Source organism: Streptomyces sp. NPDC029138 (assembly GCF_055564375.1).
In genome coordinates, this window is sequence record NZ_JBVHWM010000084.1 from 1 (window position 1) to 22,638 (window position 22,638).

Here is a 22,638-nt window from a genome sequence, read left to right on the forward strand (position 1 = left end):
GTTACATTCCGAACCCGGAAGCTAAGCCTCACAGCGCCGATGGTACTGCAGGGGGGACCCTGTGGGAGAGTAGGACACCGCCGAACAATTCTTGAGGAAACCCCCGCACTTCGGTGCGGGGGTTTTCTGCGTTTAGGGTGATGCCATGCGCTATGACCTCGTCATCTTCGACAACGACGGTGTCCTCGTGGACAGCGAGCCCATATCCAACCGGCTCCTGGCCGCCTATCTGACCGAGTTGGGGCACCCCACCTCGTACGAGGACTCCATCCGTGACTACATGGGGTCGGCGATGCACCGGATTCACGAGCTGATTCTGGAGCGGACGGGTCAGCGGCTGCCGGCGGACTTCGACGAGGTCTTCCACACACGGGTGTTCGCCGCGTTCGAGCGGGAGTTGCAGCCCGTGCCCGGGGTGGCCGGCGTACTGGAGAAGCTGGCCGTGGACGGGGTGCCGTACTGTGTGGCCTCCTCCGGGAGCCACGCGCGGATCCGGGTGGGGCATCGGACGACCGGACTCGACCGGTGGTTCGCGGAGGAGCGCGTCTTCAGCTCGGAGGACGTGGGGCGGGGCAAGCCGGCGCCGGATCTGTTCCTGCACGCGGCCCAGCGGATGGGAGTGGCCCCCGAGCGGTGCGTGGTCGTGGAGGACTCCCCGCTGGGCGTACAGGCGGCTGTGGCGGCCGGGATGGACGTGTACGGGTTCATCGCGTTGACGCCGGCGGCGAAGCTCGCGGGTGCCGGTCAACTCTTCTCCTGCATGGACCAGTTGCTCGACCTGCTGGTATGACCCCGGTCGGCCGTGCGGGCTGACATTTGTCATGCGGAGCTATGGACGATCGTTTCTACTGCCTAACCCCGCCCGGCGGCGAAGCTGAGGGCATGACGAAGACCACGGGGAACCAGGGCCGGAAGCCGAGCGTGCTGGACAACTTCAAGCCGCTGCTCATCGATGTGGCGCTGCCGCTCGGCTCCTACTACCTCTTCAAGGACGCCTTCGGGACGAGCACCTTCGCGGCGCTCGCCTGGAGCAGTGTCGTACCGGCGGTGCGGACCGCATGGGGACTGGCCAGGGAGCGCAGGACCAACGCGCTGGCGGGTCTCATCCTCGTCGTCAACGTCGTCTCCCTGCTGCTGAGCTTCGTCTCGGGGGACCCGCGGCTGATGCTGGCCAAGGACAGCGGGGTCAGCAGCACGGTGGCCGTCGGCATCCTGGTGTCCGTCTGGCTCGGCAAGCCGATGATGACCGCCGGCATGAAGCCCTTCGTCGTGAAGGGCGACGCGGCGAGGGAAGCGGCCTGGGAGCGGCTGGTGTCCGGGGCCGCGGCCGAGTCCACCGCCTTCCGGTCCAGGGAGCGGGCGTTCTCCGTGGTGTGGGGGCTGGCCCTGCTGGCCGAGTGCGTCGTACGGGTCGTGGGTGCGTACACCATCCCCGTGGACACCATGGTGTGGCTGGGCTCGATCATCCTGATCGCGGCGATGGGGATCGCGGTCGTGGTCAGCGGGGGGCTGGCCGTGGGGCCGATGGAGCGGATGCTCGCGGCCGAGGTGGAGGCCGGCCGAGCGGCGCGACCCGCGATGGCCGTCGCCGCCTGATCCCCCGCCGTCTTGTCCCTCGCCACCCGATCAGCGAGCCGAAGCCCGGATGAGCCGAAGCCTGAAGGAGCCGAAGCCGGAACGAAGCTGAGGGAAATTCATCTTTGGCTGGATCTACCCAGCGGTAGCCCGGGGCCCTACTCTCGCCGCCATGACTGATGTGCTGCGGCGCGGTAGGGCCTCGCTGGCGTTCAGCTTCTTCGCCCAGGGTGTCGCCTTCGCCCTGCTGGTGACGCGTATCCCGGCCATCCAGAACCGGTACGGCGTCTCCGACGCGCTGCTGCCGGTCTTCCTGGCCGCCGTGCCGATCCTCGCCGGGGTCGGCAGCGTGACCACCGAGCAGCTGGTGAAGCGCGTACGGCCCAGCCGGCTGCTGCGCTGGTCCCAGCCGGTGGTGCTGCTGGCGTTGCTCGGCGTCGGGGCGGGCGGGCGCGGGCAGGTGGCCGTACTGGCCGTCGCGCTGAGCGTGTTCGGCCTGGCGGTGGGCGCGCTGGACGCGTCCATGAACATGCTCGGCGTCAGCCTCCAGCGGTCGTACGGGCGCAGCATCATGCTCGGCTTCCACGCCGTCTACAGCCTGGGCGCGATCCTGGGGGCCTCGCTGGCCTGGGCGGGGGCGCACTGGCACCTCGCGCTGTGGGTGTCGTATCTGCCGGTGGCGGCCGTGCTGCTGCCGGCGACGCTGGTGGGGAGCCGGTGGTACGTCGACGACGTTCCCGCGCCCGCTCCGGAGCGGACCGCGGAGCGCGGGACCGTCGTCTTCAAGCTGCTGCTGCCGCTGTGCCTGGTGATGATGTTCGCCTACATCGGGGACTCGACCGTCTCCAACTGGAGCGCGAAGTATCTGAAGGACGTGCTGGGCAGCTCGGAGCAGCTGGCGACCGTGCCGTACAACGTGTACATGGTGACCACGCTCGTGGGGCGGGCCATCGGGGACCTCGGGGTACGTCGGTTCGGGGCCGTGGCGGTCGTACGGCTCGGAGCGGTGGTCGCGGCCGGCGGGTTCGCGGTGGTGGCCGCGGCGCCCGGCGCGTGGGCCGGGATGCTCGGGTTCACCCTGCTGGGGCTGGGGTTGTGCGTGTTGGTGCCGCAGACGTTCGCGGCGGCGGGACGGTTGTTCCCCGGCGCCTCGGACGCGGCCGTCGCACGGCTGAACATCTTCAACTACGTGGGTTTCCTGATCGGCGCTCCGCTGGTGGGCGCTCTCGGTGACGCGTGGAGCTATCGGGGGGCCATGCTCGTGCCGATGGTGTTGGTGCTGGTGACACTGGGGTACGCCAGGTCGTTCGCCGCTCAACCGGACCGATACGGTGGCGGGCATGAGCGGCCGCGCACAGCTGATGTGGGACGAGGCAGTAACGGGCTATGACTTCGGTCGGAACCATCCGATGGATCCGGTCCGGCTGGAGCTGACCCGCCGGCTGGTCGGTGCCTTCGGGCTCGACCGGGAGGTGGAGGTCGTCGCGGCGAAAGCGGCCGGCGAGTCCACGCTCCGGCTGGTCCACCGGGAGGACTACATCGACGCCGTGAAGGCCGCGTCGGCCGATCCGGCGGGGGCGGACGGTTCGTACGGGCTCGGTACGGTCGACGATCCCGCGTTCGCCGGGATGCACGAGGTGTCCGCGCTGATCGCCGGGCAGTCGGTGGGGGCGGCCGAGGCGGTGTGGCGGGGGGACGCCGAGCACGCCGTGAACTTCGCGGGCGGGCTGCACCACGCGATGCCCGGTGGGGCGTCGGGGTTCTGCATCTACAACGACGCGTCGCTCGCCATCGCGCGGCTGCTGGAGCTGGGCGCCGAGCGGGTCGCCTACGTGGACGTCGACGTCCACCACGGGGACGGGGTGCAGGCCGCGTTCTGGGAGGACCCGCGGGTGCTGACGATCTCCTTGCACGAGCATCCTCGTACGTTGTTCCCGCAGACCGGCTGGCCGGAGGAGACCGGGGCGGGCGCGGGGGAGGGCGCCGCGGTCAACGTGGCGCTGCCGGCCGGGACCGGGGACGCGGGGTGGGTGCGGGCCTTCCACGCCGTGGTGCCGGAGCTGCTCGCGGAGTTCCGGCCGCAGGTCCTCGTCACCCAGCACGGGGCCGACACGCACTTCGAGGACCCGCTCGCGCATCTGGCGGTCTCGCTGGACGCGCAGCGGGCGGTGCAGGTGGCCTGTCACGACCTGGCGCACGAGTACGCGGGGGGCAAGTGGGTCGCACTGGGCGGGGGCGGATACGCGGTGGTGGACGTCGTACCGCGCTCGTGGACGCATCTGGTGGGGATCGCGGCCGGGAAGCCGGTCGCTCCGGAGGCGGTGATTCCCGAGGCATGGCGGCAGGCCGTGTTCGCCCGGACGCGGCAGTCGGGGCCGTGGCGGATGACGGACGGGTTGTGGCCGGTGTCGTGGGCGTCCTGGGAGGAGGGGTACGACCCCGCCGACCGGGTCGACCAGGCGGTGCTGGCGACCCGGCGGGCGGTGTTCCCGTTGCGCGGGCTTCTTCCCTGACGGTCTCTCCCACCCGCCTGTAGGCCGGCATTAGGCCAACCGTGCGGAGTTCCGTCGTTTCCGTCCCGCCCCCACCCCCCATGGGCCACCATCGCATCCGTGTTGACCGCCGCCCGTCTCCGCGCCCATCTGGTGGCCGCTCGGCTGGCCGGGGTGGTGGCGACCTCGCGGGAGGACAGTCTGCGCAGTTATCGGCTGTTCGCCGCCCGGGACCCGCGCGCGTTGATCGGGATCGATCCCGAAGGGGCGTGGGGAGTCCGGGACTTGCTCGGGTTGATGGCGGAGAAGTGCGGGGTTTCGGCCGATCCCCGGTACACCTCCGGACCGGATGTGATCGATCCCGAGCGGACGCTCGCCGCGCTGGACGCCTTCGCCGGGCGGATCCGGGAGGTTGCCCTGCGTGGCGCGCCCGTGCTGATCGGCACCGGGCACCCGCGGCCGCTGCTCGGTTTCTACGCCCGTCTTGCGGACGCGCTGTCGGCGGCGGGATGTGAGGTTCTCACCCCGGCGCAGGGTCGCTGTGTCGACATATTGACCCGGTTCGGTCTACGTACTCATCGCCTCGACTACGTACGAGGGGTTGCCCTGGTGCGGGAACCGGCGAGCGGGCGCCCCGGTTGTGAGCCCGGCGCCCACAGCCACTCGCCCCTCCCGGTTCGGGTGGTGCTGGACGCCGCGGCGGAGGCCGGCGGACCGCTGCCGGAGCTGGTCGTCGGGGACCACGGGTGGGTCTGCGGTGCTGGTCAGCTGGGGTTCGAGGCCATCGGCCTGGCTGACACCGATGATCCCGCGTTGTTCGTGGGGGAGGCCGAGGGGCGGGTGTCCGTCGTCGTTCCGGTTGATGACGCAGTGGGGTCTGCTCACTATCGGCCGCTGATCCGCTACGTACTCAATCGAGCGTGTCTGTCACAGTAGGCCGCCGATGGGTGCACCTCTTCCCCACTCGCATCACCCGCCCCTAGTCTGGGGAGTGAGCACGCAACGACGAAGAGTCACCGGAAGGGGAAGCCGGTGGCCGTCGAGTGCGGAAGGTTCAGGTGTGTCATGGCAGCTGGCGAGAGGCCTCTGAACGAGGTTCAGTTCCTTACCGTGGCGGAGGTCGCCTCGGTGATGCGAGTGTCGAAGATGACCGTGTACCGCCTGGTGCACAGCGGTCATCTGCCCGCGATCCGGGTCGGACGGTCGTTCCGCGTCCCGGAACAAGCGGTACACGAGTACCTCCGCGACAGCTATGTGGGGGTGGAGACGGCCTGACGGCGACCCCTGGGTGACCCGGGGGCACCCCCTCGATTACGACCTCGGCGCTCGGTTGGGTAGGCTAGCCCCTCGTAGGTCGTGTGGGCCCATGGCGCCCAAACAACCGAGTGATGAGAAGTGAGCGAGGGTAGTCGTGGGCTCTGTTATCAAGAAGCGGCGCAAGCGGATGGCCAAGAAGAAGCACCGCAAGCTGCTCAAGCGCACGCGCGTTCAGCGCCGCAACAAGAAGTAAGCGGTCCCCGCGTAAGCGGGGGTGATCCGTAAGCGGCGCCGCGAGAGTGTGGCCCTGTGGCCCCCCACCAGCAGTGGTGGGGGGCCACAGGCATATACCGATGGGGGAAATTCCGTCGCCGGGCGCACCTTGGGTCATCACAGCGCAACATCGACCGGCTAGGTTGGCCGCACACGGGGAACGCGGGATACCGGTTACGCGGGAAGGAAGGCGCTGATCTTGGGACGGATCGTGCTCGTCACCGGAGTCGCCCGGCAGCTCGGCGGCCGGTTCGTGCGGCGGATCCAGCGGGACCCGGAGGTCGAGCGTGTGATCGCCGTGGACGCGGTGCCGCCGGCGCACCATCTGGGCGGCGCCGACTTCGTCCAGGCCGACATCCGGCAGCCGACCATCGCCCGGGTGCTCGCCGAGACCGGCGCCGACACGGTCGTGCACCTGGACGTCACGGGCACGGCCCTGGGCGGCGGCAGCCGGGCCACGGTCAAGGAGACCAACGTCATCGGCACCATGCAGCTGCTCGGCGCCTGCCAGAAGTCGCCGACCGTGCGGCGCCTGGTGGTGAAGTCCAGTACGAACGTCTACGGCTCCGCGCCGCGCGATCCTGCCGTGTTCACCGAGACGACCCCGCCCAAGTCGCTGCCCAGCGGCGGCTTCGCGAAGGACGCCGTCGAGGTGGAGGGGTATGTGCGCGGGTTCGCGCGGCGGCGGCCGGACGTCGCCGTGTGCGTGCTGCGGTTCGCCAACATCCTCGGGCCGGCCGCGGACACCCCGCTCGCCTCGTACTTCGCGCTGCCCGTCCTGCCGACCGTGTTCGGCTACGACCCGCGGCTCCAGTTCGTGCACGAGGACGACGTCATCGAGGTGCTGCGGATCGCCTCGCACGAGCCGCGCCGGGGCACCCTGAACAGCGGCACCTTCAACATCGCCGGGGACGGCGTGCTGCTGCTCTCCCAGTGCTCCCGGCGGCTCGGACGGCCCACCGTGCCGCTGCTGCTGCCCGCGGTCACCTGGGCCGGCTCCCTGGTGCGTACGCTCGGTATGACGGACTTCTCGCCGGAGCAGATCCGGCTGCTCACCCACGGGCGGGTCGTGGACACCGTTCAGATGCGCGAGACGCTGGGCTTCACGCCCCGCTACACGACGGCCGAGACCTTCGCGGACTTCGCGCGCGGCCAGGGCGCCGGGCTGCTGCCGCCGGAGACCCTGGCGGCGGCCGTCGACCGGATCGCCGCGCTGACCGCGAGGGCAGGCGGCCACCCCCAGACGCACAGCGCCAACTGAGGAGAGCGGCAACGATGGCGGACGCCAAGGTCATTCCGTTCGACGACGACCGGTCCCGCGGAAGCGCCGCACAGCGCCAGCCGCGGCGGCGGAGCGGGGGGAGCCGGCGCGGTGCGCTCGGGGAGCCGGGGGAGATGGGTGCGGTCCAGCCCCTGCCGGGGCGGGAGCGGGCGCGGGAGGATGCTCCTGTGAGCCGCGAGGAAGAGCCGGCGGAGGCCGCCGGGCGGGACGGCGGCCTGGAGCGGCGGGTGGCGGCCGGGCTGGCCTTTCTGCGGCGCCGGCTCACCGGGGACTACGAGGTCGACGACTTCGGCTACGACGAGGAGCTGACCGACCAGGTCCTGATGTCGCTGCTGCGGCCGGTGTACGAGAAGTACTTCCGGGTCGAGGTGAAGGGCATCGAGAACATCCCGGCCGACGGCGGGGCGCTGATCGTCGCCAACCACTCCGGGACGCTGCCGCTGGACGGGCTGATGATGCAGGTGGCGGTGCACGACCACCACCCGGCCGGCCGCCATCTCCGCCTGCTCGCCGCCGACCTGGTCTTCGTGCTGCCGGTGGTCAACGAGCTGGCCCGCAAGCTGGGGCACACCCTCGCCTGCGCGGAGGACGCGGAACGGCTGCTGGGTCAGGGCGAGCTGGTCGGGGTGATGCCGGAGGGCTTCAAGGGGATCGGGAAACCTTTCAGCGAGCGGTACAAGCTCCAGCGGTTCGGGCGTGGCGGGTTCGTCTCCACGGCCCTGCGTCAGGGTGTGCCGATCATTCCGTGCTCGATCGTCGGGGCGGAGGAGATCTACCCGATGATCGGCAACGCGAAGACGCTGGCGCGGGTGCTGGGCTTCCCGTACTTCCCGTTGACGCCGACGTTTCCCTGGCTCGGTCCGCTGGGTGCGATTCCGCTGCCCACGAAGTGGACGATCCAGTTCGGGGAGCCGATTCCGACGGACGGGTATCCGCCGGAGGCGGCGGAGGACCCGATGCTGATGTTCAACCTGACCGATCAGGTGCGGGAGCAGATTCAGCACACGCTGTACAAGCTGTTGGTGCAGCGGCGCTCGGTGTTCTTCTGAGTCTGCCCACCCGCCCGACTCGGTCGGCCGAGAGGGCGCCGAAAGGCATCGAGGGCGCCCCTGCTCGGAAAGGGGCGCCCTCGATGCCGTGGCCCTACGGCGTCAGTCCGCGTCCTCCCCGTCGATGCCCAGGCCCGGGAGCAGGTCGGGGATGAGCGGCGGGATCGTGACGTCCGGCTGGCCCGTGGGGGACTTGCCGGTGGACGGGGACGTGGGGTCGGAGCCGGTCTTCGGCGGGTCGAGCAGGCCGCCGGTGTCGCCGCCGATCAGCCCGTCACCGCTGCTGCCGGTGGCCGGGCCGCTCGGCGTGCCCGTTCCGCTGTGGTTGTCGGCGGACGGGGTGCTGCCGGCGCTCGGCGTGGTGGACCGATGGCTGCCGGAGGAGCCCGTGACTGCCGGGCCGGAGCCGCCCGGGTGTCTGCCGTCGCCCGGCTGGGCGGGTGGCTGCGGGAGCAGGGACTGCAACGGGGCGACCTCTTCGTCTATGGCGTCGAAGACCGAGGACACCTGTTGTTTCACATCGCCCAGCTGCATGGGCAGCTTGTCGCTGAGCGCGCTCCAGGCCTGCCGGTGGGACCGGGAGAACGTGGACAGCGCCTGGATGGGACCGAGCGAGTCCGGGTCGGCCTCGTAGGCCGCGTGGAGCAGGCGGTGGCCCTCGGTGACGTCGTGCTGCATCCCGGACAGGGTGCGGCGGATCTCACCGATGGACTCGTGGTCCAGATGGCCGCCCCGGCCGCGCTCCAGCAGCCGTCGGGCCTCGCTGAGGCGGGTGGAGGCCTGGTCGAGGTAGGTCTGGCCGCGCTGGTCGTCGCCGTCGGTCAGGTAGTTGAGCTTGAAGTCCTCGATGCCGCGTTTCAGTCCGTACAGCGAGTCGCCGGGCAGGGCGTCGGAGCTGGCGGCGGCGACCCCGCCGAAGGCCCCGGCGGCCACGCCCACGCTGAGCCCGCCGGCCGCGAGTCCCTTGGTCAGTCTCGTGCGCGGGCGGAACTTGCCTAGCGGGCTCGCCCTGTGCGCGCCCTTGGCCCGGTGGGACCGCTGTTCCGGTACCGACGCGTCCGCCGCCCCCGTGCCCTCCTGGAGCATCGCCTCCATCGCGGCCACCAGCTGGGCCCGCTGGACGACCTTGACCTCGGGGTCGAGCTGCGGTTTGGGCAGCGCGCCCAGGCCCGCCGCCAGGGCCAGCAGTTCGCCCCGCTCGGTCCGTTCCTCGGTGGTCGGCGGTGATCCCGCCGGGCCTACGGACTGCTCGGCCGCCGTGTCCCGGTCGGACTGCTCCTCCAGGGCCTGGGCGAAGGCGTTCGCCCGCCGGTGCGCCGATACGTTCGCGATCACTGGCGGCACCTCCTCTCGTCATGACGGTCGACTCCCCAGGGGGTCCTGAGGGTTGCACGCCCACGACACTTCCACACGATCGAGCGATCGGGGTCGGCCAGGACGTGACCACAGGGAGCCTGTATCCCGCACAACGACTGGCGCGGCACTTGGGTTACGGACGGAGGATGACCGGATCGGAAAGGCAACGGACTTTCACGGTAGGTGAGTTGGCCGTCGCCTTGGGTCACCTGGTTCAGCGGGCGTCGTCCGGGAGCAGCCGGGCGAGGGTGCGTACGGCGCGGTACTGGAGGGTCTTGATGGCGCCCTCGTTCTTGCCCATGACCCGGGCGGTCTCGGCGACCGAGAGGCCCTGGAGGAAGCGGAGCGTCACGCACTCCTGCTGCTGGGGGTTGAGCCGCCGTACGGCGTCGAGCAGGGCGGCGTTCGACAGGGATTCCAGGACGGAGTCCTCCGGGGAGCGTTCGACCTCGTTGGCGTCGAGCATCTCGCCGGTGGTGACCTCCAGCCGGAAGCGGCTGGACTTGAAGTGGTCGGCGACCAGGTTCCGGGCGATGGTGACCAGCCAGGCGCCGAAGTCGCGGCCCTGCCAGGTGAAGGTGCCGATCCTTCTGAGCGCCCGCAGAAAGGTCTCACTGGTGAGGTCCTCGGCGGTCGCCCGACCGCCGACGCGGTAGTAGATGTACCGGTAGACGGTGTCGCTGTACTGGTCGTAGAGCCGCCCGAAGGCCTCGGCCTCCCCCGCCTGGGCGCGTTCGACCAGGTCCATCATCCGGGCGCTGTCGCTGTCGGCGGCCGGGCGGCGGGCGGTGGCCGCACCGGTGGCACGCCCCCGTCTGCCGACGGCGGCGCTGCCGTCGGCCAGTGCGTAGCACGGGCCGACGGGCGCGCCGGCGAAGGCGGGGACGGCGTACGCGGCGGGGACGAAGCCGCGCAGCGTCTTTTTCACCGTTGCGACCGTTGCGCGCAGCGTAGCCAGGCCCGAGGCGTCAACCCCGACGTGTGGGTACACGGGACTCCCAGAGGCAGAGCTTCCATCACGTGCAGTGCGGGACCTTTCACCCGTCGTAGCGACGGAGGGGTACCGGTTTGCGTCTGAGGAGAATAACGCTTCGTACAGGCACTGCTACACCGAGTTGCTCAAATCATCGATTGCGTCGCATCCGTAACCGTTTGATGGCGGGTCAAGTTGCGCAAGCTGATCGCTTGTTGACCGGAAAGAGGCAGGTTTCGGTGAGGACCGGCGCGTGTTGAAATGGCCGCGGCATAATTCGTGCGCGCGGGACGGTCGTGACGGCTAGCGGCGCCGTCGGCTCAGGGCGATCGCCGCCGCCGTGCCCCCGGCGACCGCGCCGACCCCGGCTGCCGCCGGAATGCCGACCTTCGCCGCCTTGCGGCCCGTGCGGTAGTCGCGCAGGCGCCAGTCCTTCTCGCGGGCGTGCCTGCGGAGCTTGGCGTCCGGGTTGATGGCGTAGGGGTGGCCGACCAGGGACAGCATCGGGATGTCGTTGTGGCTGTCGCTGTAGGCCGCGCAGCGGGACAGGTCCAGCCCCTCCGCCGCGGCGAGCGCGCGGACCGCCTCCGCCTTGGCCGGCCCGTGCAGCGGCTCGCCGACCAGCCGGCCGGTGTAGACGCCGTCGACCGACTCCGCCACCGTGCCGAGGGCACCCGTGAGGCCCAGGCGGCGCGCGATCACCTGGGCGATCTCCACCGGGGCGGCGGTGACCAGCCATACCTTCTGGCCCGCGTCCAGGTGGGCCTGGGCGAGGGCGCGGGTGCCGGGCCAGATGCGGTCGGCCATGTACTCGTCGTAGATCTCCTCGCCGATCGACTCCAACTCGGCGACCCGGTGGCCCTTGACGATCGACAGCGCCGAGTCGCGGGCGTCCTGCATGTGCTCCGGGTCCTCGACGCCGGCCAGCCGGAACCAGGCCTGCTGCCAGGCGAACTTGGCGAGGTCGCGGGTCTCGAAGAACTTCCGCTTGTACAGCCCCCGGCCGAAGTGGAACAGCGCGGCGCCCTGCATCACCGTGTTGTCGAGGTCGAAGAAGGCGGCGGCCCTGTCGTCGCCGATCACCGGGAACTCGGGTTCCTCCGGCGTGGCGCGCGGGGCTTCCCGCGAGGACTTGCGGGCAGCCTCCGCCGAGGCCTCGCCTGCCAACACGCTCCGCGCCGTGGCGGAGCGCCTACGGGGAGTGAGCCATCCGAGAGCGGCCATGACGTGAGCATAGCCAGTTGGTTCGGCGGTTCCGGCGACCGGAGGTTGGGAGGTCGTGAACTCTGCGCGACCGGGCCGTTAAAGAAGCGATCCGGAATGGGCGTGGAGCGCGCGAGAATGGCCCGTATGAGTCCCCTCTTCCGACGCAGGGCCGAGCCGCGCGCGCGGCTGGTCACTCTCATCCGCAAGCCGGGCTGTCATCTGTGCGACGACGCGCAGGTGGTGATCGAGAAGGTGTGCGGCGACCTCGGTGTGCCGTGGGAGCCGAAGGACATCACCGAGGACCGGGAGCTGCACGACCGCTACTGGGAACAGATCCCGGTCGTACTGGTCGACGGTGAACAGCACACCTTCTGGCGCGTGAACGAGGAGCGACTGCGCCGGGCACTGACCGAGTAGTCCAAACCGGCCGGAAAGTCGCTTAGGATCGACGGCGGTTTGGTCTCGGGGGCGGGATTCGTGAGGAGTGTGTGCGGTTTTGCCCCCAGTAACGAAGGAACGCCGGTGCGTATGCGCCGGTTCCCGGCGAGGGCGCAAAAGTCGCGTGACCCCGGTCACTTCTGCCGGGCAAATCGGACACCATCTTTGTGCACGCGTTCACAAAGACATAGCCTGCTTTCGACGGGGCGGTCTGGGGACGTATGACCGCCTACAGCCCCGCTCTACCCGCAGGAGCACCGTGGCAACTGGCCGAACACACCGACCGGCGACCCGTAGCCGAGGGATTCCCGAGGCCACCGTCGCCCGGCTTCCGCTGTACCTCCGAGCCCTGACCGCACTGTCGGAGCGCTCGGTCCCCACGGTCTCCTCCGAGGAGCTGGCCGCGGCGGCGGGAGTCAACTCCGCCAAGCTGCGCAAGGACTTCTCCTACCTGGGCTCCTACGGAACGCGCGGTGTCGGCTACGACGTGGAGTATCTCGTCTACCAGATCTCCCGCGAACTCGGCCTGACCCAGGACTGGCCGGTTGTCATCGTCGGTATCGGTAACCTCGGCGCCGCCCTCGCCAACTACGGCGGGTTCGCCTCCCGTGGCTTCCGGGTCGCCGCGCTGATCGACGCCGACCCGGCGATGGCCGGCAAGCCGGTCGCGGGCATCCCCGTGCAGCACACCGACGACCTCGAGAAGATCGTCAAGGACAACGGCGTGTCCATCGGTGTGATCGCCACCCCGGCCGGTGCCGCCCAGCAGGTCTGCGACCGGCTCGTGGCCGCCGGGGTCACCTCCATCCTGAACTTCGCGCCGACCGTGCTGTCCGTCCCGGACGGCGTCGACGTGCGCAAGGTCGACCTCTCGATCGAACTCCAGATCCTCGCCTTCCACGAGCAGCGCAAGGCCGGTGAGGAGACCGCCGCGGGCGACGGCGCGCTGCCCGCCGCCGCTTCCCGTGGCGTGGCCGCCGACGACTCCGCCGACCAGGGGCCCGACGGGGACGTCCCCGCCGTGATGCCGGCATGAGCCTCCTCGTCGTCGGACTGAGCCACCGCAGTGCCCCGGTCAGCGTGCTGGAGCGGGCCGCGCTGAGCGCGGACGCCCAGACCAAGCTGCTCCAGGACACGGTCGCCGCCGAGCCCGCCACCGAGGCCGCGGTGCTCGCCACCTGCAACCGCATCGAGCTGTACGCCGACGTGGACAAGTTCCACGCCGGTGTCGCCGAGCTGTCCACGCTGCTCGCCCAGCACAGCGGGGTCGGCCTGGACGAACTCACTCCGTACCTCTACGTGCACTACGAGGACCGGGCCGTCCACCACCTGTTCTCGGTGGCCTGCGGGCTCGACTCGATGGTCGTCGGCGAGGGGCAGATCCTCGGCCAGATCAAGGACTCCCTGGCCCGCGCCCAGGACCTGCACACCGCCGGCAGGCTGCTGAACGACCTGTTCCAGCAGGCCCTGCGGGTCGGCAAGCGCGCCCACTCCGAGACCGGCATCGACCGCGCCGGCCAGTCCCTGGTCACCTTCGGCCTGGAGCAGCTGGCCGTCGGGGCGCCCGTCCCCGACTGGGCCGCGGGCAAGAAGGCGCTGATCATCGGCGCCGGGTCGATGTCGTCCCTGGCCGCCGCGACGCTCGCGCGCGCCGGGGTCGCCGAGGTCGTCGTCGCCAACCGCACCTTCGAGCGCGCCGAGCGGCTCGCCGAGATCCTCACCGAGTCCGACGAGAACGAGGTCACCGCCCGCGCGGTGCGCATGGACGCGGTGGCCGCCGAACTGACACGTGCCGACGTCGTCGTCTCCTGCACCGGGGCGACGGGCCTGGTGCTCACGGCGGAGGCGGTCGCGCACGCGGTCGAGGGCCGTACCGGCGCCCCGGTCGCCGACACCGGCGCCACGGCCGTGCGGCCGGAGGCCGTGAAGCCCGGGACGCCCGTGCGCCACACCAGCGTCGGCGCCGACGAGAACTGCCCGCTGGACCTGGCCGCCGTACAGCCCGGCTTCTCCGTCATGGGCGAGGCAGCCGTGGCCGGCATGGACGCGGCCACCCTGGAACAGCACGCGGCCTGGGCGGCGGGCGGCACGATCGACCGCCGGGAGCGCCGGACGCCCGAGGCGGACGCCGAGCTGATCACCGCGCTCGCCGCGACCGCCGCCACCGTCGGCCGCATCCCCGAGCGGCGCAGGCCCGAGCCGGTCGCCGAGCGGCCCGCGCCCTTCTTCTTCCTGCTCGACCTGGCCATGCCCCGCGACATCGACGCGGCCGTGCACCGGCTGGCCGGGGTCCGTCTGGTCGACATCGAGTCGCTGGCGGAAGCGTCCGCCGACGCGCCGATGGCGGCCGACGTGGACCAGGTCCGGCGTATCGTCTCCGACGAGGTCACGGCCTTCGGCGCGGCACAGCGGGCGGCGCACATCACGCCGACCGTCGTCGCGCTGCGCACCATGGCCGCCGACGTCGTCGCCGGCGAGATCGCCCGCCTCGACGGCCGCCTGCCCGACCTGGACGAACGCCAGCGCGGCGAGATCCGCCAGGCAGTGCACCGGGTCGTGGACAAGCTGCTGCACGCGCCGACCGTACGGGTCAAGCAGCTCGCCGCCGAGCCCGGCGGCGCCGGGTACGCCGACGCGCTGCGCACCCTGTTCGACCTCGACCCCGAGACGGTGGCCGCCGTCTCGCGGGCCGAGGACAGCACAGAGAAGAACCGAGGGCCGGCATGAGTGAGAAGGCACTGCGGCTGGGGACCAGGCGGAGCAAGCTCGCCATGGCCCAGTCCGGGCAGGTGGCGGAGGCCGTCCGCCAGGTGACCGGGCGGCCCGTCGAGCTGGTCGAGATCACCACGTACGGCGATGTCTCCCGCGAGGCGCTCGCGCAGATCGGCGGCACCGGCGTGTTCGTCACGGCGCTGCGCGACGCGCTGCTGAGGGGCGAGGTCGACTTCGCGGTTCATTCGCTCAAGGACCTCCCGACCACGCAGCCCGAGGAGCTGGTCCTGGCCGCCGTACCAATACGCGAGGACCCGCGCGACGTGATCGTCGCCCGCGACGCGCTGAAGTTCACGGACCTGCCGCGGGGCGCGCGCATCGGCACCGGTTCGCCACGCCGCATGGCACAGCTGAACGCGTACGCCCGTACCCACGGCCTGGACATCGAGACGGTCCCGATCCGCGGCAACGTCGACACGCGGATCGGATACGTCCGCGACGGCGAACTGGACGCGGTCGTGCTGGCCGCCGCCGGACTGAACCGGATCGGCCGCATCGACGAAGTGACCGACTTCCTCTCGGTCGACACCGTTTTGCCCGCCCCCGGCCAGGGGGCCCTGGCGATCGAGTGCAGGGCGGGGAACACCGCCCAAGACGCCGCACTCGTCGCCGCGCTCGGCGAACTGGACGACCCGTTCACGCGGGTCGCCGTCACCGCCGAGCGGTCACTGCTCGCCGCCCTGGAGGCCGGTTGCAGCGCACCTGTGGGCGCGCTGGCCGACCTTCTGGCCGACGGGCAGACTGTCAAGGAAATGCGCCTGCGCGGCGTCGTCGGCACGACCGACGGCACCCGCATGGTGCAGCTGTCCACCACCGGTCCCGTGCCCCAGACGCACGACCAGGCGACGGCACTCGGTCGCGAACTCGCCACCGAGATGCTTGCCCAGGGCGCGGCCGGTCTGATGGGGGAGCGAGCACATTGAGCCCCACCACCCTTCCCGCCGGTCCGGAACACGGGCACGTCACCTTCCTCGGTGCCGGACCCGGGGATCCGGGACTGCTGACTCTGCGCGCCGTGGAGGCGCTGTCGCACGCGGACGTCCTGGTCGCCGAGCACGAGGTGCTCGACGTGATCCGGACGCACGCGCGGCAGGGCGTCTCCGTGGTGCCGACGGACGCGGACTCCTCATCGGTGTCCCCGCCGGGCACGGGCACGCCCCAGCTGACGGTCGTTGACGGCACGTCAACACCCGCCGCTGTCCCGGCTCCTGCTCGGGATGCCGCTCATCTTGTCATGGAGGCCGCGCGGGGCGGCAGGCGGGTCGTCCGTGCGGTGTCCGGGGACCCGGGACTGGATACGTACGCGGCCGAGGAAATGCTCGCCTGCGCCGCCGCCGGGGTGCCCTTCGAGGTCGTCCCCGGTGTCGCGGCGGCGGTCGGCGTGCCCGCGTACGCCGGCGTGCCGCTGCGGGACGCGCAGGGCGCGGACGTCCGGTTCGTGGACGCCCGGACGGCCTCCGACCGGTGCTGGACGGAGGTGGGCGCGTCGGACGGCACGGTGGTCGTCTCGACGACCCTGGACTCGGTCGCCGCCGCGGCGGGCGAGCTGGTCTCGGCGGGCCGCAAGCCGGACACCCCGCTGACGGTGACGATCGCCGGTACGACGACCCGGCAGCGCACCTGGACGGCGACGCTCGGCACGATCGCGCAGACGCTGAAGCAGGCGAAGGTGCTGCCGTCCCCGGACGGCGGCCGGCCGGTGATAGCCGTGGTCGGTGAGCGTTCCGCCGCCGCCCGGCGCGACGAGCTGTCGTGGTTCGAATCCAAGCCGCTGTTCGGCTGGAAGGTGCTCGTGCCGCGCACGAAGGAGCAGGCGGCGTCGCTCTCCGACCAGTTGCGGTCCTACGGCGCGGTGCCGCACGAGGTCCCGACGATCGCGGTGGAGCCCCCGCGCACCCCGCAGCAGATGGAGCGGGCGGTCAAGGGACTGGTGACGGGCCGCTACGAGTGGATCGCGTTCACCTCCGTCAACGCGGTGAAGGCCGTCCGGGAGAAGTTCGAGGAGTACGGCCTCGACGCGCGTGCCTTCGCGGGCATCAAGGTGGCCGCGGTGGGCGAGCAGACCGCCAAGGCGCTGATCGCGTTCGGCGTGAAGCCGGACCTGGTGCCGAGCGGGGAGCAGTCGGCGGCCGGCCTCCTGGAGGACTGGCCCCCCTACGACCCGGTCTTCGACCCGATCGACCGCGTCTTCCTGCCCCGCGCCGACATCGCCACCGAGACCCTGGTGGCCGGTCTGATCGAGCTGGGCTGGGAGGTCGACGACGTCACGGCCTACCGGACCGTGCGGGCGTCGCCGCCGCCGGCGGAGACCCGCGAGGCGATCAAGGGCGGCGGCTTCGACGCGGTGCTGTTCACGTCGTCCTCCACGGTCCGGAACCTGGTGGGCATCGCGGGCAAGCCGCACAACGTCACCGTGATCGCCTGCATCGGCCCGGCCACGGCCAAGACCGCCGAGGAACACGGGCTGCGGGTCGACGTCATGGCCCCGGAGCCGTCCGTGCACAAGCTGGCGGAGGCGCTGGCGGACTTCGGCATGAAGCGGCGAGCCGCCGCGCTGGAGGCCGGGGACCCGGTGACCCGGCCCAGCGAGCGGCGGCCGGGGGCGCGACGGAGGCGGTCGACCACCTGAGGTAGGGCGGAGCGGGCCTCGCGGTGCGCTCCGCCTGCTCGTTGCCGTGGGACAAACCGCCCTCCCGGCCGTCGCGGTTCTGCGATGCCGGCCGGCATGGGTGAGGGGGAGAGCCGGCGGCGCTCTGGGAATGTGGCCCACTGGTTACGCCGGCGTGCCGTGGCTCGGGGAGCTGTTGCGCAGCATTGAGGTGCCGGGCTTCGCCAGGATCGAGTTCCAGGGCATCGAACGCCGGATCGAGGATGTCCAGCGGACGGCGAACGCCGCGCTCGTCGGTGACGGCCCCGACGAGACGGCAGACGACGGCACGGCCTGGGAAGCGGTCAGGGAACTGGCTGCCGAGTATGTGAACGTACGCCTCGAACAGCCCGGCAGTCGGGCCCGGACTCAGCGGATGGACCAGATCTTCGCCCGCTTGGTGCGTGCGACACAGCGAGTGCCCGGCTTCGACGCCGAAGGGCTGCTCGCCTCCCAGGACGCCGGACTGCGCCTGGCGGCCTGCGCACGCCTGTACGCGCTGCCGGAGCACGAGGCGTTGGGCCCGGACACCGCACCGCAATGACCGGAGCGAGTTGGCCGGCCGCATCCTCGCCGGAATGGAGGAGCACTGAGCGAGTGGAGACCGGCCGCAGGACGTCGACCAGCTGCCCCGGAACTGCCCGCAGGGGTCTCAAGCCGTCCTTTCCCGTCCGACACCGCGTCGGCAAAGGTGCAGGCCGGGCGGGCGTAGCGTAGAGGGCATGACGAAGTACGGATCCTTTCCCGGTACGCGTCCCCGACGGTTGCGCACCACCCCCGTCATGCGCCGCATGGTCGCGGAGACCCGGCTGCACCCCGCCGACCTCATCCTCCCGGCGTTCATCCGTGAGGGCGTCAGCGAGCCGGTGCCGGTCGCGTCGATGCCCGGCGTCGTGCAGCACACCCGGGACAGCCTGAAGAAGGCCGCGCTGGAGGCCGTTGAGGCCGGGATCTCCGGGATCATGCTGTTCGGCGTGCCGGAGGAGGCCAAGAAGGACGCCCAGGGCACCGTCGGCACCGACCCGGACGGGATTCTCCAGGTCGCCCTCCGGGACGTCCGGGCCGAGGTCGGCGACGACCTGCTCGTCATGTCCGACCTGTGCCTGGACGAGTTCACCGATCACGGACACTGCGGGGTGCTGGACGCCGAGGGGCGCGTCGACAACGACGCCACCCTGGAGCGGTACGCCGAGATGGCCCAGGTGCAGGCCGACGCCGGCGCCCATGTCGTCGGTCCCAGCGGGATGATGGACGGCCAGATCGGCGTCGTCCGGGACGCGCTCGACCAGATCGGCCGCGAGGACGTCGCGATCCTCGCCTACACCGCCAAGTACTCCTCGGCCTTCTACGGCCCCTTCCGCGAGGCCGTCGCCTCCTCCCTCCAGGGCGACCGCAAGACCTACCAGCAGGATCCGGCCAACTGGCGTGAGTCCCTTCGGGAGCTGGAGCTGGACCTGGCCGAGGGCGCCGACATGGTGATGGTCAAGCCGGCCGGCCCCTACCTCGACATCCTGGCCCGGGTCGCGGACGCCGTGGACGTGCCCGTCGCCGCCTACCAGATCTCCGGCGAGTACGCCATGATCGAGGCCGCCGCCGAGAAGGGCTGGATCGACCGGGACCGGGCCGTCTTCGAGACCCTGACCGGCATCAAGCGGGCCGGGGCGCGGAACATCCTCACCTACTGGGCCACCGAGGTGGCCCAGAAGCTCCGCTAGTCCGCTCACCAGCCGGAGATGGCGTCCAGGTCCTGCTGCCAGTACGTCACCTTCAGCGAGCTGTCGTAGTAGACGCCCTCGGCGGGCAGGGACGGGGTCGCGGACGGGCCGCCGCTGCTGTTCGGGGTGAGGCCCTGGAAGGCCACCGTCAGCTTGCGGGCCGTCATCCCGCCGGTGCCGCTGCCGTCGGCTGCCGACAGCAGCACACCCGCGTACCCCGACTCGCCGGGCGCCAGGGAGACCACGGCCTGCGGCTGGGTGTCCCGGTCGGCCTGGGGCACCCACTGCATCTGGTCGAAGCGCAGCACGGGGTAGTACGGCAGCTCGCAGGTCCTGCCGCCGGTGTTCTTCACGGTGATCAGCAGGTGGTTGAGGGGCCGGGTGAGCGGCTGCGCGGTGACGGTGGTGTTCGCGCCGTTGCACAGCACCACGGAGCCGCCGGAGGTGCCGGTGCCGCCCTGGGTGCCGCGCGCGGCGGGGGAGGTGCTCGGGTGTGCGTCGGGTGCGTGGGTACGGGCCACGGGCGTGCCGTGCCCGGTACGGCCGCCGGTGCCGGCCCGGGGCGTCCCGGACGCGGCCTTCCCCGACGCCGTCGTCTCCGCCGAGACCGTCGGGGTCGTCGGCCGGGCGGCGCCCTCGTCCTTGGTTCCCGTCCCGTTGCCGCACGCCGTGAGCGCGAGGGCGGTGACGGCGGTGCCGGTGGCGGCGAGCAGACGGATATGGCGCATTCGCATGGCAAGTCCTCTTTCGGGCTGGGCCGGTTGACGTGCTTGGATGACCTCAGCCTGTGGGCGGGGCCGTCCCGGTGGCCAGCAGCGGCCTCAGATCCGGGACGCTGGAACGCCCGCACCGGCTTTGACCTGCGGGAACAGTCCCTCCCTGGAACGGTGGGGTGGGACGAGGGGGGACGGAGGAACGGTGTCCGAGGGCACGTCTGAGAGCGGTTTCGCGGAACTGCTGCGGGAGTTGAAGAACCGCTCCGGGCACAGCTACGGCACGCTCGCCAAGCGGCTCCACATGAGTACGTCGACGCTCCACCGGTACTGCAACGGGGACGCCGTACCGACGGACTACGCGCCCGTGGAGCGGCTCGCCCGGCTGTGCAGGGCCACGCCCGAGGAACTCGTGGAGCTGCACCGGCGGTGGGTGCTGGCCGACGCGTGGCGGGGGCGGAAGGAGCCGTCGCCGGTGGCGGTGACGGAACCTGAGGCGGTGCCCGTTTCTGCACCCGAACCCGAACCCGAGCCGGCGCCGGCGGCTGAGCCTGAGCCTGACCCGGTGCCGGTCGCTGAACCCGAGCCGGTGCCGGTCGCGCCCCGGCGGCGGAGCCGCCGCCCCGCCGTCCTCCTCGCCGCCCTCACCGTCACCGCGCTGCTCGGCACCGCGGCGGTCGCGCTGAACCTGCCCTCCGGGCACTCCGGCGACGGACAGCGGGACGGCCGGGACGGCAAGGCCACCACGGCCACATGGGAGGCCGCCGCCCGGGACAGCGCACGCCCGGAACCGACGGCCGGGAGCCCGACGCCCCACCGGTCCGCCACCCGCTCGGCCTCGCCCTCCGCCAAGGCCCCCGCCACCCGTGGCGGCACCCCGGAGGACGGCTCCGGTGCCGCCACGGCCGGGCGGACGAAGGCCGCCCCGCCCCTCACGGTCACCACGCGCCCCTTCAGCTGGCTGAGCCCCTGCTCCCAGCACTACCTGATCGACCGGCCGCCCACCGCCGTCGCCCCGCCACCGTTGGAACAGGACGCGCCCGCCTGGGTGGACGTGCACCAGGCGGTCTCGGCGGGCGAGCAGTTCGTCACCTTCACCGTGCAGGGCACCGGTGAGGAGACCGTCGTCCTGGAGAAGCTGTCCGTGCGCATGGCGGGCAAGCGGTCACCACTCGCGTGGAACGACTACGCCATGGGCTATCCCGGCGTCGGCTGCGGCGGCGGTGTGCCGACCCGCTCCTTCACCGTCGCCCTGGACGCGATGCGCCCCGCGCCCGTACCGGAGGCCGGGAGCCGGGACTTCCCGTTCAAGGTGAGCCGGTCGGACCCGGAGGTCTTCCACGTCACCGCGGACGCGTCCGCGTACGACGTCAGCTGGTACCTGGAGCTGTCCTGGTCCAGCGGGGACCGGCACGGCACGCTGGTGATCGACGACGCCGGCCGGCCGTTCCGCACCAGCGGCGACAACGGCCGTCCGGCGTACGCCTTCCCGCTCGGCGGCGAGAAGTGGCAACCGGCGTCGGAGCAGAACTGACGCCCCCGGCTCAGTCCCACCAGAAGGACCAACTCGTGGCACCGACCAGCTCCTTGGCGTACGCCCCCACGCTCCCCGGGCCGCTCTGCACCACGGCGTTCGGGCACAGCGCGTAGTGCTCGGCGGCCAGCACCTCGGCGTCGTCGAGAGCGGTGGGCGGCGCCGCGACGGACACCACCAGGGCGTCCGGCCCGAGCGCCACCACCCGGATGCCGAACCGGTCCTCCCACGACCGCAGCACCGCGCAGATCCGGGCCACGTCGCCGTCGTAGTCCAGGGTGCCGGTCCAGCCGATCGCCGCCGGTATGTCGGCGGAGCGGCGGGCCGGGACGAGGGCCAGGTGCGGCTCCTCCATCCACTCGGCCCACGCGCTCAGGTCCTGATGCAGCGCGTCGGCGACCTGCGCGGCCCGGCTCTCCGGATCGGCGGCCAGGAGCCCGGCGGACGCGAGCCCCGGCCACTCCACGCCGAACGGCTCGATCTCCTCGCCGGCATGCCCGTCGGTCTCCTCCGCCCAGTATTCCGACAGCACGTCCTCGGCCTCGTGGTCCCCCGGGTACGACGCCTCGCCCGGCAACAGCGCCCAGTCCTCGATCCCGGCCCGGCAACCGGCCAGATCCACCAGCAGCGGCAACAGCCCGGCACGGGCCGCGGGCGCACCCAGCGCCTTCCAGGTGCCGGGCGCGGAGGGCTTCTCGGCGTGCCACAGCAAAGGCTCGTGCCAGGGTCCGTCGTCCGTCTCGTCCACCAGCCTGCCGGGCGGCAGTCGAAGGCCGAGGGAACGCCCACTGGGGTCGGTGGCCAGCTTGGGCAGCGGGTTGGGAAGAGTCGCCATACCGGTGACTGTAGAGCCCGCCACTGACAACGCCGCTGAGCAGCACGGCCGTTGGTGGCGGGCCGGCCTCCCGGCCCGGTGTCAGACCAGGGTCGTGATGCAGAACGGGTGCCCCGCCGGGTCCAGCAGGACCCGCCAGCGGTCCGGCTGCGGCTGGGCCTCCGGCTTGGTCGCGCCGAGCTTCAGCAGACGCTCCTCGGCCGTGTCCAGGTCGTCCACGCCCACCTCGATGTGGGCCTGCTTCTCCTGGGCCGGGTCCGGCCAGGTGGGGCGGCGGTAGTCGGGAAGGCGGTTGAAGCCCAGCCCCGGCGCGCCGTCCTTGCCGCCCAGCAGCACGAAGTCGTCGGAGGAGTAGGCGACGGGCAGGCCGAACATCTCGCCGTAGAAACGGGACAGTTCGACCGGGTCCGCACAGTCGAAGGTGACGGCGGCATAGCGGAACGCGGGCGTCGAAGTGGTGTCGGTACTCATGGGGACGACCGTAGGGCCTGACCCGGACAGTTCCGGTCCTGGTCGTGGAA

Annotated in this window: 23 protein-coding genes and 1 rRNA gene; 18 read left to right on the plus strand and 6 right to left on the minus strand. The window is 71.6% G+C overall.

Annotated elements, in window-relative coordinates; translation table 11 throughout:
- The 10 genes from rrf to ACZ4WH_RS39035 all read left to right on the plus strand — a co-directional run.
- Positions 1 to 86, plus strand: a 5S ribosomal RNA gene (gene rrf, locus ACZ4WH_RS38990); the annotation flags it as partial.
- Positions 87 to 145: 59 nt separating this feature from the next.
- A complete protein-coding gene (locus ACZ4WH_RS38995; protein ID WP_468189920.1) occupies positions 146 to 790 on the plus strand; it encodes an HAD family hydrolase in 645 nt (214 codons plus the stop codon).
- A 92-nt stretch (positions 791 to 882) separates the two neighbouring features.
- A complete protein-coding gene (locus ACZ4WH_RS39000) occupies positions 883 to 1,596 on the plus strand; it encodes a VC0807 family protein (RefSeq protein ID WP_468189922.1) in 714 nt (237 codons plus the stop codon).
- A 151-nt stretch (positions 1,597 to 1,747) separates the two neighbouring features.
- Complete coding sequence (locus ACZ4WH_RS39005; protein ID WP_468189924.1) at positions 1,748 to 2,965, plus strand: MFS transporter; 1,218 nt, start codon at positions 1,748 to 1,750, stop codon at positions 2,963 to 2,965.
- On the plus strand, positions 2,916 to 4,088 hold the full coding sequence (locus ACZ4WH_RS39010; RefSeq protein ID WP_468189926.1) for an acetoin utilization protein AcuC: 1,173 nt from the start codon (positions 2,916 to 2,918) through the stop codon (positions 4,086 to 4,088). The genes ACZ4WH_RS39005 and ACZ4WH_RS39010 overlap by 50 nt, the downstream gene beginning before the upstream one ends.
- A 99-nt stretch (positions 4,089 to 4,187) precedes the next feature.
- Positions 4,188 to 5,003 carry a phosphatase gene (locus tag ACZ4WH_RS39015; RefSeq protein ID WP_468189928.1) on the plus strand — a complete coding sequence of 272 codons (816 nt, stop codon included), beginning with the start codon at positions 4,188 to 4,190 and terminating at the stop codon, positions 5,001 to 5,003.
- Between the two features lie 129 nt (positions 5,004 to 5,132).
- The gene (locus tag ACZ4WH_RS39020) at positions 5,133 to 5,342 is read left to right on the plus strand and encodes a helix-turn-helix domain-containing protein (protein WP_212907930.1); all 210 of its coding nucleotides are present in this window, start codon (positions 5,133 to 5,135) and stop codon (positions 5,340 to 5,342) included.
- A 136-nt stretch (positions 5,343 to 5,478) separates the two neighbouring features.
- Entirely contained in the window at positions 5,479 to 5,577 is a 99-nt protein-coding gene (locus ACZ4WH_RS39025; RefSeq protein WP_003948845.1) for a 30S ribosomal protein bS22, read from the plus strand.
- A gap of 219 nt (positions 5,578 to 5,796) precedes the next feature.
- The gene (locus tag ACZ4WH_RS39030) at positions 5,797 to 6,858 is read left to right on the plus strand and encodes an NAD-dependent epimerase/dehydratase family protein (RefSeq protein WP_468189930.1); all 1,062 of its coding nucleotides are present in this window, start codon (positions 5,797 to 5,799) and stop codon (positions 6,856 to 6,858) included.
- 14 nt (positions 6,859 to 6,872) lie between these two features.
- On the plus strand, positions 6,873 to 7,928 hold the full coding sequence (locus ACZ4WH_RS39035) for a lysophospholipid acyltransferase family protein (protein ID WP_468189932.1): 1,056 nt from the start codon (positions 6,873 to 6,875) through the stop codon (positions 7,926 to 7,928).
- 102 nt (positions 7,929 to 8,030) lie between these two features.
- Here the strand turns inward: ACZ4WH_RS39035 and ACZ4WH_RS39040 are convergent, their stop codons facing one another.
- From ACZ4WH_RS39040 to ACZ4WH_RS39050, 3 genes are all read right to left on the minus strand, one after another.
- Complete coding sequence (locus ACZ4WH_RS39040; RefSeq protein WP_468189934.1) at positions 8,031 to 9,263, minus strand: DUF5667 domain-containing protein; 1,233 nt, start codon at positions 9,261 to 9,263, stop codon at positions 8,031 to 8,033.
- Positions 9,264 to 9,498: 235 nt separating this feature from the next.
- Positions 9,499 to 10,275 carry an ECF subfamily RNA polymerase sigma factor, BldN family gene (locus tag ACZ4WH_RS39045; RefSeq protein ID WP_468189936.1) on the minus strand — a complete coding sequence of 259 codons (777 nt, stop codon included), beginning with the start codon at positions 10,273 to 10,275 and terminating at the stop codon, positions 9,499 to 9,501.
- 285 nt (positions 10,276 to 10,560) lie between these two features.
- Positions 10,561 to 11,481 (minus strand): HAD family hydrolase, encoded by a 921-nt coding sequence (locus ACZ4WH_RS39050; protein WP_468189938.1) that lies wholly within the window; start codon positions 11,479 to 11,481, stop codon positions 10,561 to 10,563.
- 126 nt (positions 11,482 to 11,607) lie between these two features.
- Here ACZ4WH_RS39050 and ACZ4WH_RS39055 point away from each other — a divergent pair, with 126 nt between their 5' ends.
- The 7 genes from ACZ4WH_RS39055 to hemB all read left to right on the plus strand — a co-directional run bounded on the left by ACZ4WH_RS39055 (position 11,608) and on the right by hemB (position 19,035).
- Positions 11,608 to 11,880: a glutaredoxin family protein gene (locus tag ACZ4WH_RS39055; RefSeq protein ID WP_468189940.1), complete on the plus strand. Its 273-nt coding sequence runs from the start codon at positions 11,608 to 11,610 to the stop codon at positions 11,878 to 11,880.
- 280 nt (positions 11,881 to 12,160) lie between these two features.
- Positions 12,161 to 12,937 (plus strand): redox-sensing transcriptional repressor Rex, encoded by a 777-nt coding sequence (locus ACZ4WH_RS39060; protein ID WP_468189942.1) that lies wholly within the window; start codon positions 12,161 to 12,163, stop codon positions 12,935 to 12,937.
- Entirely contained in the window at positions 12,934 to 14,628 is a 1,695-nt protein-coding gene (locus ACZ4WH_RS39065; RefSeq protein WP_468189944.1) for a glutamyl-tRNA reductase, read from the plus strand. The genes ACZ4WH_RS39060 and ACZ4WH_RS39065 overlap by 4 nt, the downstream gene beginning before the upstream one ends.
- Positions 14,625 to 15,596, plus strand: a complete 972-nt coding sequence (gene hemC / locus ACZ4WH_RS39070) for a hydroxymethylbilane synthase (RefSeq protein ID WP_468189946.1) — start codon at positions 14,625 to 14,627, stop codon at positions 15,594 to 15,596. Before ACZ4WH_RS39065 ends, hemC begins: the two co-directional genes overlap by 4 nt.
- The gene (locus ACZ4WH_RS39075; protein WP_468189948.1) at positions 15,593 to 17,302 is read left to right on the plus strand and encodes a bifunctional uroporphyrinogen-III C-methyltransferase/uroporphyrinogen-III synthase; all 1,710 of its coding nucleotides are present in this window, start codon (positions 15,593 to 15,595) and stop codon (positions 17,300 to 17,302) included. Before hemC ends, ACZ4WH_RS39075 begins: the two co-directional genes overlap by 4 nt.
- A gap of 175 nt (positions 17,303 to 17,477) precedes the next feature.
- Complete coding sequence (locus ACZ4WH_RS39080; RefSeq protein ID WP_468189950.1) at positions 17,478 to 17,864, plus strand: hypothetical protein; 387 nt, start codon at positions 17,478 to 17,480, stop codon at positions 17,862 to 17,864.
- Positions 17,865 to 18,042: 178 nt separating this feature from the next.
- Positions 18,043 to 19,035, plus strand: coding sequence for a porphobilinogen synthase (hemB, locus tag ACZ4WH_RS39085; RefSeq protein ID WP_468189952.1), 993 nt, complete (start codon positions 18,043 to 18,045; stop codon positions 19,033 to 19,035).
- Between the two features lie 5 nt (positions 19,036 to 19,040).
- Here the strand turns inward: hemB and ACZ4WH_RS39090 are convergent, their stop codons facing one another.
- Complete coding sequence (locus tag ACZ4WH_RS39090; RefSeq protein ID WP_468189983.1) at positions 19,041 to 19,763, minus strand: DUF4232 domain-containing protein; 723 nt, start codon at positions 19,761 to 19,763, stop codon at positions 19,041 to 19,043.
- A 190-nt stretch (positions 19,764 to 19,953) separates the two neighbouring features.
- On the opposite strand from ACZ4WH_RS39090, the gene ACZ4WH_RS39095 reads away from it, so the two are divergent.
- The gene (locus ACZ4WH_RS39095; RefSeq protein WP_468189953.1) at positions 19,954 to 21,282 is read left to right on the plus strand and encodes a helix-turn-helix domain-containing protein; all 1,329 of its coding nucleotides are present in this window, start codon (positions 19,954 to 19,956) and stop codon (positions 21,280 to 21,282) included.
- Between the two features lie 10 nt (positions 21,283 to 21,292).
- Here the strand turns inward: ACZ4WH_RS39095 and ACZ4WH_RS39100 are convergent, their stop codons facing one another.
- On the minus strand, positions 21,293 to 22,117 hold the full coding sequence (locus ACZ4WH_RS39100; RefSeq protein WP_468189955.1) for a DUF4253 domain-containing protein: 825 nt from the start codon (positions 22,115 to 22,117) through the stop codon (positions 21,293 to 21,295).
- Between the two features lie 81 nt (positions 22,118 to 22,198).
- Entirely contained in the window at positions 22,199 to 22,588 is a 390-nt protein-coding gene (locus ACZ4WH_RS39105) for a VOC family protein (RefSeq protein WP_468189957.1), read from the minus strand.
- Positions 22,589 to 22,638 lie beyond the last annotated feature (50 nt).

Bases quoted from the DNA above. Each gene is read 5' to 3' on its own strand.
- ACZ4WH_RS39020 (WP_212907930.1), top strand. From the start codon at position 5,133: ATGGCAGCTGGCGAGAGGCCTCTGAACGAGGTTCAGTTCCTTACCGTG.
- ACZ4WH_RS39010 (WP_468189926.1), top strand. From the start codon at position 2,916: ATGAGCGGCCGCGCACAGCTGATGTGGGACGAGGCAGTAACGGGCTAT.
- ACZ4WH_RS39005 (WP_468189924.1), top strand. From the start codon at position 1,748: ATGACTGATGTGCTGCGGCGCGGTAGGGCCTCGCTGGCGTTCAGCTTC.
- ACZ4WH_RS39000 (WP_468189922.1), top strand. From the start codon at position 883: ATGACGAAGACCACGGGGAACCAGGGCCGGAAGCCGAGCGTGCTGGAC.
- ACZ4WH_RS39105 (WP_468189957.1), bottom strand. From the start codon at position 22,588: ATGAGTACCGACACCACTTCGACGCCCGCGTTCCGCTATGCCGCCGTC.
- hemB (WP_468189952.1), top strand. From the start codon at position 18,043: ATGACGAAGTACGGATCCTTTCCCGGTACGCGTCCCCGACGGTTGCGC.
- ACZ4WH_RS39090 (WP_468189983.1), bottom strand. From the start codon at position 19,763: ATGCGCCATATCCGTCTGCTCGCCGCCACCGGCACCGCCGTCACCGCC.
- ACZ4WH_RS39035 (WP_468189932.1), top strand. From the start codon at position 6,873: ATGGCGGACGCCAAGGTCATTCCGTTCGACGACGACCGGTCCCGCGGA.
- ACZ4WH_RS39065 (WP_468189944.1), top strand. From the start codon at position 12,934: ATGAGCCTCCTCGTCGTCGGACTGAGCCACCGCAGTGCCCCGGTCAGC.
- ACZ4WH_RS39100 (WP_468189955.1), bottom strand. From the start codon at position 22,117: ATGGCGACTCTTCCCAACCCGCTGCCCAAGCTGGCCACCGACCCCAGT.
- ACZ4WH_RS39055 (WP_468189940.1), top strand. From the start codon at position 11,608: ATGAGTCCCCTCTTCCGACGCAGGGCCGAGCCGCGCGCGCGGCTGGTC.
- ACZ4WH_RS38995 (WP_468189920.1), top strand. From the start codon at position 146: ATGCGCTATGACCTCGTCATCTTCGACAACGACGGTGTCCTCGTGGAC.
- hemC (WP_468189946.1), top strand. From the start codon at position 14,625: ATGAGTGAGAAGGCACTGCGGCTGGGGACCAGGCGGAGCAAGCTCGCC.
- ACZ4WH_RS39050 (WP_468189938.1), bottom strand. From the start codon at position 11,481: ATGGCCGCTCTCGGATGGCTCACTCCCCGTAGGCGCTCCGCCACGGCG.